Origin of the sequence: Leptospira johnsonii (assembly GCF_003112675.1) — a bacterium.
GTDB classification, from domain to species: Bacteria; Spirochaetota; Leptospiria; order Leptospirales; family Leptospiraceae; genus Leptospira_B; species Leptospira_B johnsonii.
Genome location: NZ_BFAY01000001.1, coordinates 114,213 through 131,749 on the forward strand (window position 1 = coordinate 114,213; position 17,537 = coordinate 131,749).

Consider the following 17,537-nt stretch of genomic DNA (forward strand, 5'->3'; position numbering starts at 1 on the left):
TAATTAATATACTATTGGACTATAAATAATATACTAATAGTCAATTATTTTTTAGAAATAGATTCGTGTGTAAAGGTTTGATGAAATTTGATCCTGTCATATTGGCTTGTTTTTGTGCGGGTTGGAAGAAGAGGTTTACGGCTTAGAAGTCCCTTTCTGTTTTCTATACAACGCCGGTGACATCCCCATAAACTTTACGAACTGAGAATGAAAGGTGGATTTGGAATTAAAACCGACAGCAAATGCAATATCCAATACTGAACTATCTGCTTCTTCGGTCAGGCGTTTACAAGCTTCTTGCACTCTATATCGATTGATGAGTTCGTAAAAATTCATTTTATGAACTTCGTTTAAGTATCTGGAAGTTTGGTGTAAATTCAGCCCCAGTTCGGCTGCCAAGTCTACAAGTCTTAGTTCACTATCCCTGTATAAATTTTTGATCTCTAAGAGTTCTTTAAGTTTGGAGTTCGCTGTTTCTATTTCTTTGGAGAGAAGTGGAGTGTTTTGATATTTTGCACTTTGGATGACTTCGCTGATCTCACTAAAAAATCCGGGATGTCTTTCTCTGACCAAGAATAATAGGAGCACCATGATGCAAATAAGAGAAGCTCCCATGTCGAATAAATATTTGTTCTTTAGGAAGTAGGCTGTTCCTATCAGACTGTTTGCGAATACAGGTAAAAGTAGTACCAGCCATACTAATTTTAATTCGTATATTTCGTATCTTCTGCTGACCTTATGGTAGAGATAGAGGCAGAATAGGGAATATACAGAAACCTGGATGCTTGCGATAAAACTTCCTAAATGAGCCCAGTCGAGTCTGAATTCTTTGGCTCCTTGTATTACCTGGGCTTTTAGTTCCGAACTATCTTGCGAAAAGAAAATACATTCGAAAACGGTAAACAGTAGAACGGGAGAAAAATGTAGCGCGTAGCGGAGGGCCTTTTCTTTCGGACTTTCTTCTTCGGTTTCTAAGAATGAACGAATGTAGGTGTAGATCAGCGGGCCTACGGAAATTACGCTGGTATGTAGGAATATGAATAGATAAGGAAATTCTAATAGATCATCCTGTAGATACCAAGAATACCTAAGTAGAATAGTCCCTGTCAGGATCATGATGATTACCAGGATCCGATTTCCAGAACCCGGACGGATGATTTCCAAATAGGAGTATAGAAATGCGGCTCCGGTGCCGAACTGTAGGAATTTCAGGAAAAATATATGTAGGTATTCCATAGATTGGTTTTTTGGGCCGGATGCTATTTGATTTCTCATCCTATTTTCTGCCAAACAGATTTGAGAAGATCTGGCAAGCCAAATTATCTTTGGAATTTGTTGGAACTCCTACAAATTCCTTCCAGAAATACTCTTGAAAAAGTATGAATTTTCTGATAGAGCGAAAAGAGTCGCACCAGGGTACCACCAACCGGCCCCCTTCCGCAGCGACAATAGAAGCGAGGAAACGACTCCGAAGGAAGTCGGTGGCCGAAAGGCCAAAAAGAGTCGCACCAGGGTACCACCAACCGGCCCCCACCCAAAGAGGGTGGGGAGAACTACTGCCAAATCGCCTGTAGGAGTTCCTACACACGCTCGAAAACCCCTCTTGAAGGTCCGATCCGATAAGTTCGGCTATCCGAACCTATGGAGACGGTCGATCATCCAATTCAGATCTGTTATTATGCCTGCATGAATTCGGAAACATATCCTCTAGCAGTATTACAACTCAAGGGTTCCCAAGAAGAGATGGGAAGACAATTCGGTGAGATCATGAATGCGATCGGGCAATTTGAGCCGATCTTTGATTTTTATCCAGTGATGGCCCGCAATCTTTTACTAGGGAGTTTGCCTCGTAGCAATCGGAATTTTTTAGCGAAGGGAGCGACTTCTCTTCTGGTGAATTGGATGTCCAGAAGGATGAAGAAGCATAGGCCTTCCGAATTTTCAGCGAGAACGATTGCTGCCCTGACTGCGGCGGGCCGTTCTGCGAAATTGGAAAAGGAACTTTTTACTATGGATTCTTTTCAGAACTCTGTCGGGTTCTTGGGTGCGATCCAACTTCTTCCTGAGCTTGCGCATATGAGTCCGGGTAGAAACCCTCAAATGCTTCCTGCTTGTACGAGTGTGGCAGTCTGGGGAGAACAAAGTCAGGACGGTAAGTTATATCACGCTCGCAATTTCGATTTCCCCGGTGTGGAAGTTTGGGACAAACGTCCGATTGTCGTTTTTTGTACTCCTGAAAAAGGTTTACGTTATGGTTATATTGCATGTAGGGGTGCTGATGTTCCAGGGATCACCGCTTTTAATGAAGCTGGTCTGACCATTGCATTTCATACTCGCTTTCATAAAAAGATAGGCTTCAACGGTTTGGGTGTGATCGACTTCGGTCATAAGATCATTTCGGAAGCAAGATCTATCGAAGAAGCAGTAAGCATCGCTAAAAAGCATAAGATCAATTCTACTTGGGGGCTAATTGTCACTAATCATAAGGAGAAGGGCCCAAAGGCAGCGATTATCGAGACGAACTACGGGAATGTGGATGTGGTCTATCCTAATTTAGGAAAAGATCATATTGTGAATACGAATCATTACCAAAGTGAGAAGTTACAGGATGGAGAGATTATGGCGGCTCCTGTTTTCTATCATCATTGTATCAGCCGTTTTGATAGGGCGGAGCAGCTTCTTTCTTCTCAAAAAAAGAAGGGAACCAGTGTTGTGGATCTTCAGAACCTTCTGAACGATACGATTGACTGTTCCAGTGGGGAAGTTCGTACCATGGGGTCTACAATCCGCCAGATCACTTCCGTGAAATCAGTCGTGATGAGCGTAGAAGCCCGTAAAATTTTTGTCTCGGTGGGCACCGCTCCTACCGGTAGCGGTCCTTATATGGAAATTCCTATGGCCTGGGGAGAGCCTGGTTATAAGGTCTTAGATCTTTCGGATGCTAAAAAAGTAAAAGGGAAGAAACTTCCTAAATCCAAGAATCCTATGGTTGGTTCTGCGATCCAATATTATAAAAAAGCAATGCTTATCAATGACGACCCAGGTATGGGGGGAATCGATGATATTCTTGTGGAATTACAGAATGCGAATGCAGAATTTTCAGGCAAGGATCCTTCTATCCTATTCTTAGAAGCAATATTATATCTGGAAAAAGGGAATCTGAATAAGGCTTCGTTCTTACTGGAGCAAGCGGAAAGTTTGGAGACTTCTTCTTTCAGAAAGCAGCAAAGTGCATTGTGGCTGGCAAGGACTCAGTCCGTTTTGGGTAAACAAAAGATAGCAGATCATTTCTATGATAAGATCAAAAATTCTAAAACGGAGTTTGCTACTCAAGTTTGGAAACAGAAAGCGTTTCAAGACAAGGGGAAATATTCCGCGAGAAAGTTGAGACAGGTGTCTCCGAATTTTATCATCGTAGAAGCGAACGAGTTGTAAGACGATAGACTTCTTCTTCGGTATTTCCCGAAGAAGAAGTCTATCTTATTTAAGGACCTGCTACACAACGAGCGCGAACACTACTCGTATCCGACTTAGCATAACTATTCATTTGATAGATCATCTGTGCGTGGGCCAATGATGTCGCGTTATTGGCCGTGGTTCCCGTCCAAGCGATCGATGCTTGTGCACTATTGGGGAAAAGAGAAAGTGGAAGATTCCAACCGCCTATCGAGGGCTCTGAGATAAAATATGATTCTCTAACAGTCGGAAGTCGCCAATCTGTTCTTGAAGCGAAGTTTAGATTATTACAATAATCTAACGCTTGTTGCCAATTTAAGGCAGTTGCCGATCCAGTACATGTAGCGTCATCTGCCTGTCCGTATGCACATTTTTTGATCAGAAGTCCAGTATTGTCCTCTTGTAAGGTACCATCCCCCATATCTGTGAAACTTGCGTTCGGGACCTTGGGACCTGATACGCAGCGAACGGCAAAGTTTGTGGTTTCATCAATGGCACTTATGCTCCCGCTTGCATACAATAAGTATCTTCCTGGAAATGGCACCGCAGGTGTGGATGTCCAACCTCCGGCTGCCTGCAAGTTTGGAAAGTAGGTATCGGACAAGAATGTTATTTGGGAATGATCTCCGAATAAAATGGCCTCTCTGGCGCTAGGGAGTCTCCAGTTTCGTCCTGCGGTGGTTAAAGAATTACAATAAGCATTGGCTACTTTCCAATATGTATTGATACTCGAACCGATACAAGTGCTTCCATTCCAAATCATTCCGAATGGGCATCTTTGCCAAATCAGTTCGGAGCTTTCTTCCAGTATTGTTTCTCCGAAGTCGCGGATTTGTAATGAAAATGGGCCTGGAGTATTCGTAAATTCTGCATCTTCTCCCGTTCCAGTGCAGGCGCGCGTCGCTCCGCTAGTGTCGTAACAAGTGGCTTGGTTTGAGTCCGATAATTTAAAAGAGGAGCCCGGGGGAACGCTTGAAACACTTGTTAGAGCTAAAAGAACGGAAGTTTCCATATTATAATTTTTATGCTCTGGTTCACAGTTCCAAAGAGCTAAGGATACAAGGAGTAAAATACACAGGGTTTGGTGCTTTTTCATTTTATAAATTCCAATTTTAAAATATTCGTATTGCTTAATGTATCCTAAAGGAGGGACAGCCGGACAGAATAGGGGGAAAATCGGAGGATTTTCTTAAAAGATTGGAATTTTTACGTTATGCGAAAGACATTACCCAATTGGGGTATTAAGTTATTGTGAAATTCGCTAAAACAAAAGTTTAAAAAGTATTTTCGCTGGCGACCGATTCTCTTTCCATCCACATTCCGGAATCTTTGATTAGCTGGACTAGTCTTTCATCCGCTTCTTCGGATGGAACGTTTTTGAGTACGATTTCTTTCCCACGGTATAAATGCACTTTGCCTGGGCCGGCGCCCACGTAACCAAAATCTGCATCCGCCATTTCTCCAGGGCCGTTTACGATACAGCCCATAACTGCGATCTTGACCCCTTTTAGGTGACCTGTTTTTTCTTTGATACGTGCAGTTGTGGTTTGCAGATCGAATAGTGTTCTTCCGCAAGATGGACAGGAAATATATTCCGTTTTTGTAAGGCGTAGTCTAGTTGCCTGTAGGATATCAAATCCAAGTTGTAATACTGCTTCCGGTTCGCTATCGATCACCTTGATCCGCAGCATGTCTCCGATCCCGTCGGTCAGCATTCCACCTAGCCCTATCGAGGATTCATATAACGCAGTTTCCATGTCCGGATATTCTGCACTTAAGAAGATCGGATAATCAAAATCGCTAAGTATACGCGCTAATTTTCTGTAATCGTGAAGTATATGAAAGGTTTGGACCGAGAACGTTACCGATTCTATTCCTGCGTTCTTGAACTCTTCGGGTAATCCTTTGAGACTTTCGATCTGGTAGGCTTGGACGCTGAGTTCTGTGATCCCTTTGCCTTCTCTTTTATACAAAAAGTCTAATAAAGAATCCCTGTTTTGGAAATGGTGGAATGGATCCACAGTAACTTTAGGGAACGGGATCAGATCTTCTAATACATCTTCGAGTAATAATTCGTTTTGTTCTACGATGACTCCCATCGGAACAGAGGAAGATTTACTTGCAGTAATACATTCTTCTCTCAGGAATTCGTCGGCAGGAAGCGGCACGGAAACCGTTTCCAATTCCAAGGATCTGGATTTTGCATAATTTTTAAGTGAAGAAAGTGCCTGGGAAAATCCGCTTTCAGATTCAAAAGGCAGAACCGATTCAATACGCACTGCATGATTTTCTCCAAGAGGAAGAGTTCCTATATGGATCGGTCTGCTATAAAATCTTTGGTAGGAGTAAGGGTTCCTGAATTCGGAATATCCTTGGCTTTGAGTTTCCGGAAATCTGAGACGATTGTATTTGTCTGCAAGTAATCTTGCGACTGGAACTTCGTGGATTGGATCTTCCGTTAAGGAGACTCGGATCGTATCACCTAAGCCGTCTTCTAATAAGGAACCGATCCCGATTGCGGATTTGATCCTTCCGTCTTTTCCGTCTCCTGCTTCAGTCACCCCTAAATGTAATGGATAATCCATCTGCAGTTCCATGAAGCGACTGCATAATAATCTATATGCCTGGACCATTACTTGCGGATTCGAGGCTTTCATGCTAACTATAATATCTTTATAAGAAAGACTTTCAGCAATTCTGATAAACTCAATCGCTGACTCCACCATTCCTTGTGGAGTATCTCCGTACTTGTTCATGATACGATCGGATAAGGAACCATGATTGGTCCCTATTCTCATAGAAACTCCCAATTCTTTACAACGAAGTACTAATGGACTGAATACTTCAGAGATCCTTTCTAATTCTTCTTTATATTCAAGGTCGGTATAATCTCTGATTGCGAATTTTTTCTTATCGGCGAAGTTGCCTGGATTAATACGGACCTTCTCCACCCATTCTACGGATTTCATTGCAACACTTGGAGTAAAATGGATATCCGCTACGAGTGGGACCTTACTTCCCAATCTTTTGAGTTCTTTACGGATATTTGGCAAGTTATCCGCATCCGGTTGAGAGGGAACTGTCAATCGAACGATCTCACACCCAGCTGCTTCCAGTTCCAGAATTTGTCTGACTGAATTTTCAGTGTCTCTTGTGTCCGCAGTGATCATGGATTGTATGCGGATCGGATTATTCCCGCCGATGCCAATGTCTCCTACTTTTACCTCTCTGGTCCTGCGGCGTTGGTAAGAGAATGGAGAATGATTGTATCGGAAGTTCATGGGTGGTCTCTAGTTCCATTAAGAAGGGGCCGAACCGCTTGTCATTTAGGATTTTTCCCGAATAAGTCCGAATCTGAGAGGTTTTTAGGGATTTGTAGTAGTTCCTACCTCTAGGAGTAACGGCCAAAAGGGCGGCCAAATTGAATAAATTGACTGGAAATGCAGAGTAACGAGGATTGCAAGAACCTAGTATGGATCTACTAAAACGTTTTTTTAAGAAGATAGAATCACTCGAAGATGCTGAGTTTTTCCTGAACTCAACTTCTTATATTTTGTTTTTGATCGGGTTTCTCCAAAGTATTCTTTTTACCTTTCTTTTAGGGTCTTTTCGGAATTTCTATATGGATGTTCTTCTAATTTTTATCTTCGGGGTAGTGATCCGATTTTCCAGAAGCAGGGTCTCCGTTCTTCTTCTTTGTATTTATTCTCTGATCATTCTTATAGGCACAACCTTGACTTGGTTTGGGATCGCTGCAGGCGGAGGTAATAATATATTTCTGGCATTACTGCTTCTCTTTTTTTCCGTTCGTGCAGCTAAGGTGAGTTTTCAATTCCATAAGTTGAAAGATACAAAACTTGTTTGGAAAAATATTTGGATCCGCCATGTGATTGCGCTAGGTTTTGCATTTATACTTTCCTCCTCTCTTTTTATTTCTTCCGTATTTATAGCTAAATCTTGGGGGATCACTGAAATTGGGAGTCTTCACGGAGAAATTATTTTCGAATCTCTTCCTATCTCTTACATTCTTCTTTTGCTTCCTGGACTTCCTTGGGCTAAAAAAAGAAGAATGTACATTGTCTCCGAAATCCCTTCTTGAACCCAGGTCTGTATATTCAGATTTTTGAACATGTTTTGGGTAGAAGGATCCCTGTAGTGAACGTTATAGTAAATGTGAGCTTTTCCTCACTTTTTTTCTTAACAGAATAAAAAATCTAAAAATAAGCCTATCACGATTTGTTGTGCTGTTAGCTGGCCGGGGAATCTATACACACACATAACGTCTCTATTTCTCCGAAGTTTTGAAATCAAAGTATCGGATCAAGTCGTATAACAGGCGTTTGTTCCTCGATTTGTGTCGTTCATTCCGAACGAGCCTGGAAATTTTTTAAAAAACTCGGAAAAATTCCCTAGGGATTAGGCTATTGGGGAAAAACGTTAGATGGGAACTTAATGAATCTATTAAATAGAAAAATACTTTTTATGAAGATCTTACCGGTGCTCGGGATCTTTTTCGTTTTATATTGTTCTGGAGATGCCAAGAGTATTGCGGAACTGACCGCTGCTGCAAAGGCAGTATTGGATGGAGTTGCAGCTCCAGTACCTGTCCCTCCGGGAGAACCTGCTCCTCCTGGCCAGCCAGAGAACGCTCCTGATCTTCAGGAATCTACTATCACAAGTTTTGATATTTCCGATCCGAATGAGCATAGTTATCTAGGCTTGTTTTCCATCCAGGCTATCAATTTTAATTTACCTGTGCATGATAATACTACCGTCTCTGCGTTTATCGGAGGCCAAAGTATGAAGCTGATGCCTGATAATACAGTGGTGAATTCTTTCTCTCATTGGACTGTTACTGCAGGTCAACTTTCTCAGCTGGGGGCGAACCCGCCCGCGATAGTTGGTCCTTCCGATAGAAAATTAAAAGTGCTGATCGTGGCCCGAAATGAATTCGGGATCTCTTCTAAAGTAAAACAGGTAGGACAAACTCATTTTTGCACTGGAGCGGCAACACTTCCAGCAACTGTTGGAGATTGCGGAAACGTCTGTGGAACTGCAACATTAAATGGGGATACTGTAGAATTTAAAACCCAGAAGACGATTGCTCAAGATGATTTCGAATATCTGTATCTAGACATTTCCGTTGCACAGCCGATCTCATTTTCGATCCCTGCGGTCCCATTCAGCTTTTTCGAAAAGTTTGCTCCGATCGGCTCAGGAACTTACGAGGCGAGCGCTAGTTTAAACCGTACCAGTTTCGATTATATGTGCGTGGAGATTAGTTCTTATTCTTATACGGATCCTCCTTTTGCCGACGATTTTATTCGAGGGAAAGTAATCATTCCCTGATCCCTAAATTGAAAATTAAAAAAATAGAATGTTATACAAGGGATTTATGAAAAGAGTACCACTCCTAATTTTGATCTTCCATTTTTTTATAACGGGATGTTCCTCCGAAGCAGGAGGTTTTGATCCTGTCGCTGCACTTCTTGCAGCAATTTCTCCCGGTTCTCCGGGGGGAGAAGTTCCTCCTCCTGGAGAGGCAGGAACTCCTGCATGGGTAAGCGCGTCTGACGCAGCATTTAGTGATAAGGTGGAAATTCGTTGGGAGCCGGTTCCTGCTCAGGAATACAGGGTATTCAGAAAATCAGTATTCGAATCTTCTTACCAACAGATTGGTTCAGTGACAGATCCTGTTTTTACGGATCCTGTTTCCAATTCACAAAGTTTATTTCAATATGCGATCCAGGTTGTGGATCCGGAAGGTAAAATTTCTCCCATCAGTCTTTTTGATACAGGGACGGTCGGTTTCAATTCTTCCTGTTCTACAAAGTTAAATGCACTTGGAGGAGGAACTTCTCTCTATTCCAGATTTAAGAACGGCTTTCCCGGAACTGCGATCTCTGTTTCTTCTTGGGGAAATTCGGTGCTTATTACAAGCGGTACGAACGTTTATTTGTTGAATGCGAATGGAGATATAATCGGTGTTTGGACCGGGATCTCTCCTAAGGCAATGGTTGTGGATCCTTCCGATCGTATTTTTGCTTTGGTCGGAATGAAAGTATTCGAACTGAATTCTGATTGTTCCCAAACAAGTTTGATCGATCTTCCTGGAGATTCTTCTCCTAAAGATCTGGCTTTGGATACTTCCGGGAATTTGTATATCAGCGAGGCGAATTTTAATACCGGAACGGATCGCATTTTCAAATATTCTTCTGCGGGAAATTTACTCAAGACCTGGGACCTTCCTGGAACATCTAGGCAACCTTATGCGATCTATATCCATCCTTCCGACAATAGTTTGTTAGTAGCTGATAATTCAACTTTTGATCTGTACCAATACGATATTAGTGGAGATACTCCGATCCAACTCGCATCCAAACAGATTACTGTCGGCCAGATCATTGATATGACTATGAGCGGTGGACAGATCCTTGTCGCTATTCAACAGAATTCTTTTCCGGATAATGGACCTTATTTAGTGAGATTCCATAGTGGAATGTCCGGAGGTTCCGTGACTATGAAGATCAATCCTGCTGGATTTTCTACCATCCAAAGTATTGCAACAGACAATCGTAATGGGAATATTTTTGCTGTAGATACGGAAAGATCTTCGGTCCTTTCCTGCGCGGCTCCTATCTTTACGAATTGTTCCCCTAGTTTAATAGGATTTTCTCCTTTGAGAATTGTTCGAGATGATAAGAAGAATTTTTACATTCTTCATGCAACAAAACAGATCACTAAGCTGAATCCGAACGGGGCTCATATTTCCAATTTTGTCTTACCTTCTTTTCAGGGTTCTTCTGTCCAAGGCGCAGATCTGGAGATTGACGGGGACTTTTTGTATATCTCAGGTAGAAATTTGTCGGACACAAAGGTTTTGGTAAAAGTTAAAACGGATTTTACCGGAGTTACAACTCGGACATTGCCTGCGAATCCATTTGTTCCTTTTACGAATATCGCTGTGACTGATGGAAAAGTGTTCAGCGATTTTGTGGATATCGGGGAAGAAGACTTCTTCACTTATTTGAATTTTTCTTCTGTCAATGGGGGAGGGGATGGGAGTTATTTAGATAATTCTTATAGAGAATCTTTCATCATGAGTACGGACGAACTAGAAACGGATTATGCCGGGAATTTTTATCATATGTTAGTAGGTATGGGAGAAAGTGATATCCATACTTCTATCTCTAAGTTCAACTCCAATACTTTAGAATGGACTAATCTAGTCCAATCGGCTACGATTCCTTTCCAACAGATCACAACTGATAAGTCGGGGAATTTATATACCTTAGAAGGAACTACAAATAACGGATATAAATTGTTTAAGAGAGATGGGAACTTTACTGAGTTGAATCAGATCTCTATACCTACGAGCCAGATCTCTACCGGAGCACTTTACGTTTCCGACACAGGAGATTCTTCCTTCCTGGCCACCCCTTTGAGTCTGCATAAAATTATGTTACCTTGAAATGGGGTTGCTCTATCGGTAAGATCTAAATTTTCCAAAAGTAAAAAAATTCTAAGCGTGGAATTTGAGATCAGGGGGTAGGAAATCCGATACTTTGGTTATAGAAATCTGAAAAGATTTTTGGAATAAAAGGCCTCGGCATGGAATTTCTGGAACCAAAAGACCTGACGGAAAATAAATCCTACCGGATCCGCCTAACCGTAGCCATCTATAGAAATAATATTTTATCCTATAAAAACGATATAGTAGTTCCTTCGGTTTATATAAGAAGGAACGAAGCAAGAGCACATATCCGAAAAGAAGTGACAGAACGTCTGGCACATTCTTCCTTTTTCCGTTCTCCTCGTCCGGATTATGATTTGGTTCGTTATTCTGAAGAAGCTAGTTGTAACACATTCTTGAGATACAGGATCATCAGCGGTAGTCCCAGCGAAGAGACTATGCCTAAGACTGTTTAAGAAAGATTCGTAACTTAATTGTCTTGAATTCCGGTCTAGGGTTGTAAAAACTTGACTGCGAATCCGGATTATGGCAGGCCCAGAAAGAAAGGTCATCGAAAGAAATTCCCATGGAGAATACGTTCTAACTGCGTACGGGGAATTTTTAAGTTATTTCCACACTCATATCCAACTTTTCGGAACATTGATTTCCGCTAAAAAAATTCCCGCCAAAGAACAAGAAGCACTTAAGTTAAAATTACGTTCTTATATCTCAAACAACGTCCAGAAGACGGATCATTTTTTCGATCAACTTCCTCAATTCGCTCAGTTTCTCGGAATGGGTTCTCAGGAACTTTCTTCTTACATGAACCGGAACTTCTTGGGAGCTTTGAATAAGGTAAAAACCAAACTCATCGAACAAGAGTCCGTTGCAGAACAAACTCCTCGTAAGAAAAAATATTCTAAAATCTCGGAAGAGATATTAGAAGGACTTGGATTTACATTCCCTGCCGGTCATAGATTCGAATGGGAAGAAGGAATGATCTATCTGGTAGAGATCGCTACCGGCAAAAAAAGAGAAGCCGCTGCCTTGGGAGAAGTAGCAAGAGAAACTGCAGCCGCCGGCGCGGCGGCGAGACCTATCCCTGCTGCTCCAGTGCGTAAAGGTCCCGAAACTCCGATCCTAGAAGAAATATTAAAAAAATATGGTGAACTATTCTCCGGTAAACCTTTGATCATGAAGGTAGAAGAATTGGAGGAAGACGATTCTCCGGTTCAGGTGGGAGAAGATATCCTTGCCGATGTGGAAGATCTTCATTTCGACGGGGACTTTGGAGGAGATTCTCCTAGCTTCTCCGAACCTCCTGTGAGCATTCCATTTTCCAAATATATGGATCAGGTCGGAAAGGTTAGAGTATTCCAAAAAGCAGGACAACTGGAAGAATACAAACGTTGGGTCGCTTCTTTACCTGTGGAAGAGAATGCACTTGTCCAATTACAAACTTCTCTTTTGAAAGAATCCAGGGGAGAGGTAGTAGAATGGGATGGAACGCTCGGACAGTTAGGGGCTCGCACAGGTCTTTCAGAATCCAGACTCAGAAAGGTATTGGAACTAGGACGTGATTTTTTCCGAATCCGAAACCAATTAGAAGCGTCGTGGAACAAGGCAAGGACTGCAAGCCCTGCAGTAGCAGAACTTGTAAAAAAAGCCTGGCCTCATATCTTGAGAGTCATGGATGAATATCCTGATTTCACTCAGATCAAAGGAAAGATGGACCAACTTCTCTCCCGTATTCCTGACGCTAGCCAAAGAAAGATCCTAACAGATCTTTTCTTAAACCCCGTTCTTTCTATTCGCAGAAACTAATATAAGCCGTATATATGCGATTTGGCTGTGGATTCCCGGAAAAAGATCGTTTTCAAACTAGGCACTCGTAAATTTACTGGTCTAAGAATCGGACATTTGCTACAAAATTCAGCCAAACATCGCGTGGCTTCGAGTCTCCACAGTCTGTGGACTAAGGCGAGAGCAGAGTCCCGGATTCTATACCAACCCTAAAGAGGAACCTTAGCGGATGTTAAACCTTGACGAACAGTTGCGGATCCAAAAATACTTGGAGGAGAACGGTCTATATGACAAGTCCTTCGAGCGCGATAACTGCGGAGTAGGCTTCGTCGCTTCTTATAAGGGCGAGTCCAGTCACCGAGTAGTATCCATGGGTTTGAAGGCGGTCGCATGCCTTACCCACCGCGGAGCCGTAGATGCAGATATGCAAACCGGAGACGGCGCCGGTATCATGATCCGTATCCCTAAAAAACTGTTTGCGAAGTACATCGAAGATATGGGCCATAGACGTCCTGACGAGGATTCTATCGGTGTTGGGATGGTGTTCCTACCAAGAGAGGACATAGACAAACAAGATGTTTGCCGAAGCCTCATCGAGTCAGCACTCATGCAATTCAACTTCAAGCTATATGCTTGGAGATATGTTCCAGTAAATCCTGAGGTTTTAGGACCTAAGGCGAACGCTTCTCGTCCTCAGATCGAACAAGTATTGATCGGCAAACCGGAAGGAATGTCGAACGACGAGTTCGAGACAAAGTTATTCCTCATCCAGAAAAAAGTGATGAGAGATGCGCTCAAACTTTCCATGAGCGAGGACTTTTATATTTGTTCCTTCTCTTCGGAAAGGATCACCTTTAAAGGATTATTCAACGGAAACCAGGTCTCTCAATTTTATGAAGATCTAAAAAGTGAGGATATGGTTTCTCCTTATTGTATCTTCCATCAAAGATATTCCACCAACACGTTCCCAAGCTGGGCATTGGCTCAGCCTTTCCGTATTCTTGCGCATAACGGAGAGATTAATACGATTGTAGGGAACAGGATTTGGATGCTCGCAAGAGAAGAAGAACTTGCCTGCGAAAAATGGGGAGAGTTCCAAAAAGAGATCCATCCGATCATTAGACCTCATTTATCCGACTCCGCAAGTTTGGACAATGCTATGGAAGCGATCGTACGTTCAGGTAAGGACGTTCTTCATGCCAAAGCTATGCTAATTCCGAATGCATGGAGTAAGAACTTCCAGATGTCCGAAGGACTGAAAGCATTCTACGAATATAATAACACTCTGACCGAACCATGGGACGGACCGGCTGCTCTCGCATTTGCAGAAGGAGATTGGGTCGGAGGAAGTTTAGATAGAAACGGACTTCGTCCTGCAAGATATGTAGTGACCGAAGACGGACTAGTTGTAATGGGTTCCGAAACCGGTTTAGTTCATATTGACGAAGAGATCATCACCAAAAAAGGAAGATTGGGACCGGGCGATATGCTCGCGATCAATCTGAAAGAAGGTAAGATCTATTTCAATGAGGACGTCAACGCTCTATTCGAGAAAAAATACGATTATAGAGAATGGTCCAAAGAGAATGTAGAATATCTGGACCAAACCATCGATGAATCGATTACTAAAACCATCACTTATTCCGGAGACGAACTGAGAAGAAGACAGATCTTATTCGCATATTCTCCATACAAACAAAAAGCGGTGATCAAACCTCAGGCGATCGCAGGAAAAGAAGCAATCGGTTCTATGGGAGACGATACTCCTTTGTCTATCTTGATGCTTTCTCGTATCGGATTGTATACATACTTCCGCCAGAGATTTGCGCAGGTAACAAATCCGCCGATCGACTATCTGAGAGAGAAGGGAGTAACTTCTCTTTATACTCGTTTAGTGAAGAAGACAAATCTTTTCGCAGACGAAAAACCTCAGAACTGTCTAGTACTTTCTCATCCGTATCTGACCAATCTTGGTTTACAAAGAATTAGGGATAAGGACGGAAAACAATACAAGGTAGTTACCTTAGACGCGACTTTCGAAGCTCATCATGAGCCGGACGCTGCAAGAAATTATCTTGAACGTGCTTTGGATCAGTTACTTGCGGATGCTGTAAAGGCTGCGGAATCAGAAGTAAATATCCTAATTCTTTCCGACAAAAAATTGAACAAGGATCGCGCGCCTATCCCTATGGAATTGGCGGTGGCAGCGGTCCATAACCACTTGATCCGCAACAAAAAACGTGCGGCTACAAGCATTCTTGTTGAGACAGGATCTGCATTCGAAATCCATAATGTGGCTGTTCTTCTAGGATACGGAGCTTCCGGTGTGAATAGTTACCTGATCTGGGACACTCTTCATGACCTATGGTCCAAGGGAGATTTCGATCTAGAAGACGGAACTCGTCCTTCTTTCGCTACTCTTTGCACCAATTATCGTGCGGGAGTTGATGACGGACTTCTGAAGATCATGTCCAAGATGGGAATTTCCATCATGTCTTCCTATGTAGGTGGACAGGTATTCGAAGCAATTGGACTTTCTAGAACTCTGATCTCTAAATACTTCCCCGGAACTTATTCCAGAATTTCAGGAATTGGTATCGGTGGTATCGAGCAGAACATTCTGCGCAACCACGACTCCGCATTCAATAAAGAGATCAATCCGGAAGACTTTATCTCCGAGAAGGACGACCAACCTCATAGATGGTCTCCTAAAGTAGTAAAATTCATCCGCAAAGCTGCGGTGGATAACGACTACGAAGCATTCTTGGAAGCTTCTAAACTAATGGAAGAAAGTGATCCGATCAATATCCGAGATCTATTCGATTTCGTGGATCGTGCTCCTGTTCCAATTGAAGAAGTGGAAACTGTTTCGGAGATCCAAAAACGTTTCTTAACCCCAGGTATGAGCCATGGCGCTCTTTCCATCGAAGCTCACACCGACCTTGCGATCGCAATGAACCGTTTGGGCTCTAAGTCTTCATCGGGCGAAGGTGGAGAACATCCGTCTCGTTACGTTGTGGATGAGAAGGGTGACTTGGCGAATTCTTCCATTAAGCAGGTAGCTTCCGGAAGATTCGGCGTAACTTCAGAATATCTAAACTCAGCAAAAGAGTTGGAGATCAAGATCGCTCAGGGAGCAAAACCTGGAGAAGGTGGACAGCTTCCAGGCAAGAAGAACAACGAGGAGATCGCGACGAACCGTCATACTCCTCAGGGAATCGATCTGATTTCTCCGCCTCCTCACCACGATATTTATTCTATCGAGGACTTGTCTCAGTTGATCTATGACTTGAAACAAGCTAACCATACCGCTCAGGTTTCCGTAAAACTTGTTTCCGAAGCGGGAGTCGGAACGATCGCTGCAGGTGTTGCTAAAGCAAACGCCGACGTGATCTTGATCTCAGGGCATGTGGGAGGAACCGGAGCAGCTTCTCTTACTTCTATCAAACATGCAGGATCTCCTTGGGAGCTTGGACTTTCTGAAACACATCAAGTTTTAGTAATGAATGGTCTGCGTGATAGAGTAGTCCTCCGTACCGACGGTGGTATCGTTTCCGGAAGGGACGTGATCATTGCTGCCTGTTTAGGCGCAGAAGAATACGGAATTGGAACTGCTTCCCTTGTCGCATTAGGTTGTATCATGGCAAGAAAATGCCATCTGAATAACTGTCCTACAGGGATTGCTACTCAAGATCCTAAGTTCAGAGCGAAATATAAAGGGTCTCCCGATCAGGTCGCTAATCTAATGACACTTCTAGCAATGGAAGTTCGCGAATATTTGGCGAAGTTAGGATTCCGCTCCATGGACGAGATCATCGGAAGAACTGACCTTCTGAAACAGATCACACGTTACGAGCAAGACCGTTTGGATTCTTTGGATTTGAATCCGATCTTGGTCCGTCTTCCTCTTCTTTACGATCCTAAGAAGAAAAAAGACAGATTCGTAAGAAGAGAATCCGTAGGAGAAGTCCTGGACGATCGTATCTTAAAAGATGCTGAACCTGCGTTAGAAGGAAAAACTTCCATGTCTCTTTCTTATTCTGTGAAGAATACGAATAGAACTGTAGGAGCAAAAGTTTCCGGAATTATCGCACGCAAATATGGATCCAAAGGTCTTCCTGGAAAACTGGAAATCATTCTTGAAGGAACTGCAGGTCAGTCCTTAGGAGCATGGCTCGTGAAAGGAGTGCAGATCACTCTTCATGGGGACGCAAACGACTATGTAGGAAAGGGACTCTGCGGTGGAACCATCGTGATCCGCAAACATAGACGTTCCAAATTGAAACCATACGAGAACGTGATCATCGGTAATACCTGTCTTTACGGTGCTACTTCCGGAAAACTTTTCAGTTCCGGTAGAGCTGGAGAAAGATTCGGGGTCAGAAACTCCGGAGCGGACGCAGTAGTAGGCGGAGCAGGTGACCACTTCTTAGAGTATATGACCAGTGGAACCATCGTTTGTTTGGGAACAGTCGGTAAGAATATGGGTGCCGGTATGACCGGAGGAAGCGCTTATTTCTTCCAAAAAGATTGGGAATTGGAACCTTTAATCAACAAAGAATACGTGAAAATCGTAGATCTAGAAAACGAAGATTACGATATCATAAAGTCTTTGATTACGGAACACACTAAGTTGACCGGATCTGATCTTTCAGAAGAGATCTTGAAAACTTGGGATGCTTCCAAAAAATATTTCGTGAAAGTTACTCCTAAATAAAGTAACATTCCGATCAATTTGTCCGATCTAGGGGCAAGGTTGTAATGAGTTCGAAGTGAATTCGGACTTAAAAGACCTTGCCCTCTCTATGTACGGATGATAGACTGG

Annotated in this window: 10 protein-coding genes; 7 read left to right on the top strand and 3 right to left on the bottom strand. The window is 42.8% G+C overall.

Going from position 1 to position 17,537, the window contains the following annotated elements:
• Window positions 1–135: 135 nt before the first annotated feature.
• A complete protein-coding gene (locus tag LPTSP_RS00495; protein WP_108926936.1) occupies window positions 136–1,236 on the bottom strand; it encodes an AraC family transcriptional regulator in 1,101 nt (366 codons plus the stop codon).
• A gap of 405 nt (window positions 1,237–1,641) precedes the next feature.
• Here LPTSP_RS00495 and LPTSP_RS00500 point away from each other — a divergent pair, with 405 nt between their 5' ends.
• Complete coding sequence (locus LPTSP_RS00500) at window positions 1,642–3,435, top strand: C45 family autoproteolytic acyltransferase/hydrolase (RefSeq protein ID WP_245915423.1); 1,794 nt, start codon at window positions 1,642–1,644, stop codon at window positions 3,433–3,435.
• A 49-nt stretch (window positions 3,436–3,484) separates the two neighbouring features.
• Here the strand turns inward: LPTSP_RS00500 and LPTSP_RS00505 are convergent, their stop codons facing one another.
• A complete protein-coding gene (locus LPTSP_RS00505) occupies window positions 3,485–4,552 on the bottom strand; it encodes an Lcl C-terminal domain-containing protein (RefSeq protein WP_108926893.1) in 1,068 nt (355 codons plus the stop codon).
• A 178-nt stretch (window positions 4,553–4,730) separates the two neighbouring features.
• Window positions 4,731–6,737: a (E)-4-hydroxy-3-methylbut-2-enyl-diphosphate synthase gene (ispG, locus tag LPTSP_RS00510; protein ID WP_108926894.1), complete on the bottom strand. Its 2,007-nt coding sequence runs from the start codon at window positions 6,735–6,737 to the stop codon at window positions 4,731–4,733.
• A gap of 191 nt (window positions 6,738–6,928) precedes the next feature.
• Between ispG and LPTSP_RS00515 the strand changes: the two genes are divergently transcribed.
• The 6 genes from LPTSP_RS00515 (at window position 6,929) to gltB (ending at window position 17,429) form a co-directional block, all read left to right on the top strand.
• Window positions 6,929–7,555: a hypothetical protein gene (locus LPTSP_RS00515; RefSeq protein ID WP_245915424.1), complete on the top strand. Its 627-nt coding sequence runs from the start codon at window positions 6,929–6,931 to the stop codon at window positions 7,553–7,555.
• A 383-nt stretch (window positions 7,556–7,938) separates the two neighbouring features.
• Window positions 7,939–8,805 carry a hypothetical protein gene (locus LPTSP_RS00520; protein WP_245915425.1) on the top strand — a complete coding sequence of 289 codons (867 nt, stop codon included), beginning with the start codon at window positions 7,939–7,941 and terminating at the stop codon, window positions 8,803–8,805.
• Between the two features lie 46 nt (window positions 8,806–8,851).
• Window positions 8,852–10,927 (top strand): NHL repeat-containing protein, encoded by a 2,076-nt coding sequence (locus LPTSP_RS00525; protein WP_174704402.1) that lies wholly within the window; start codon window positions 8,852–8,854, stop codon window positions 10,925–10,927.
• Between the two features lie 140 nt (window positions 10,928–11,067).
• Window positions 11,068–11,385 (top strand): hypothetical protein, encoded by a 318-nt coding sequence (locus tag LPTSP_RS00530; RefSeq protein ID WP_108926898.1) that lies wholly within the window; start codon window positions 11,068–11,070, stop codon window positions 11,383–11,385.
• A gap of 70 nt (window positions 11,386–11,455) precedes the next feature.
• A complete protein-coding gene (locus LPTSP_RS00535; protein ID WP_108926899.1) occupies window positions 11,456–12,733 on the top strand; it encodes a hypothetical protein in 1,278 nt (425 codons plus the stop codon).
• Window positions 12,734–12,941: 208 nt separating this feature from the next.
• The gene (gltB, locus tag LPTSP_RS00540; protein WP_108926900.1) at window positions 12,942–17,429 is read left to right on the top strand and encodes a glutamate synthase large subunit; all 4,488 of its coding nucleotides are present in this window, start codon (window positions 12,942–12,944) and stop codon (window positions 17,427–17,429) included.
• Window positions 17,430–17,537: the final 108 nt, after the last annotated feature.

Excerpts from the sequence above, each read along its gene's own strand:
- LPTSP_RS00495 (WP_108926936.1), bottom strand. The coding sequence starts at position 1,236 with ATGGAATACCTACATATATTTTTCCTGAAATTCCTACAGTTCGGCACC.
- LPTSP_RS00500 (WP_245915423.1), top strand. The coding sequence starts at position 1,642 with ATGGAGACGGTCGATCATCCAATTCAGATCTGTTATTATGCCTGCATG.
- LPTSP_RS00505 (WP_108926893.1), bottom strand. The coding sequence starts at position 4,552 with ATGAAAAAGCACCAAACCCTGTGTATTTTACTCCTTGTATCCTTAGCT.
- ispG (WP_108926894.1), bottom strand. The coding sequence starts at position 6,737 with ATGAACTTCCGATACAATCATTCTCCATTCTCTTACCAACGCCGCAGG.
- LPTSP_RS00515 (WP_245915424.1), top strand. The coding sequence starts at position 6,929 with ATGGATCTACTAAAACGTTTTTTTAAGAAGATAGAATCACTCGAAGAT.
- LPTSP_RS00520 (WP_245915425.1), top strand. The coding sequence starts at position 7,939 with ATGAAGATCTTACCGGTGCTCGGGATCTTTTTCGTTTTATATTGTTCT.
- LPTSP_RS00525 (WP_174704402.1), top strand. The coding sequence starts at position 8,852 with ATGAAAAGAGTACCACTCCTAATTTTGATCTTCCATTTTTTTATAACG.
- LPTSP_RS00530 (WP_108926898.1), top strand. The coding sequence starts at position 11,068 with ATGGAATTTCTGGAACCAAAAGACCTGACGGAAAATAAATCCTACCGG.
- LPTSP_RS00535 (WP_108926899.1), top strand. The coding sequence starts at position 11,456 with ATGGCAGGCCCAGAAAGAAAGGTCATCGAAAGAAATTCCCATGGAGAA.
- gltB (WP_108926900.1), top strand. The coding sequence starts at position 12,942 with ATGTTAAACCTTGACGAACAGTTGCGGATCCAAAAATACTTGGAGGAG.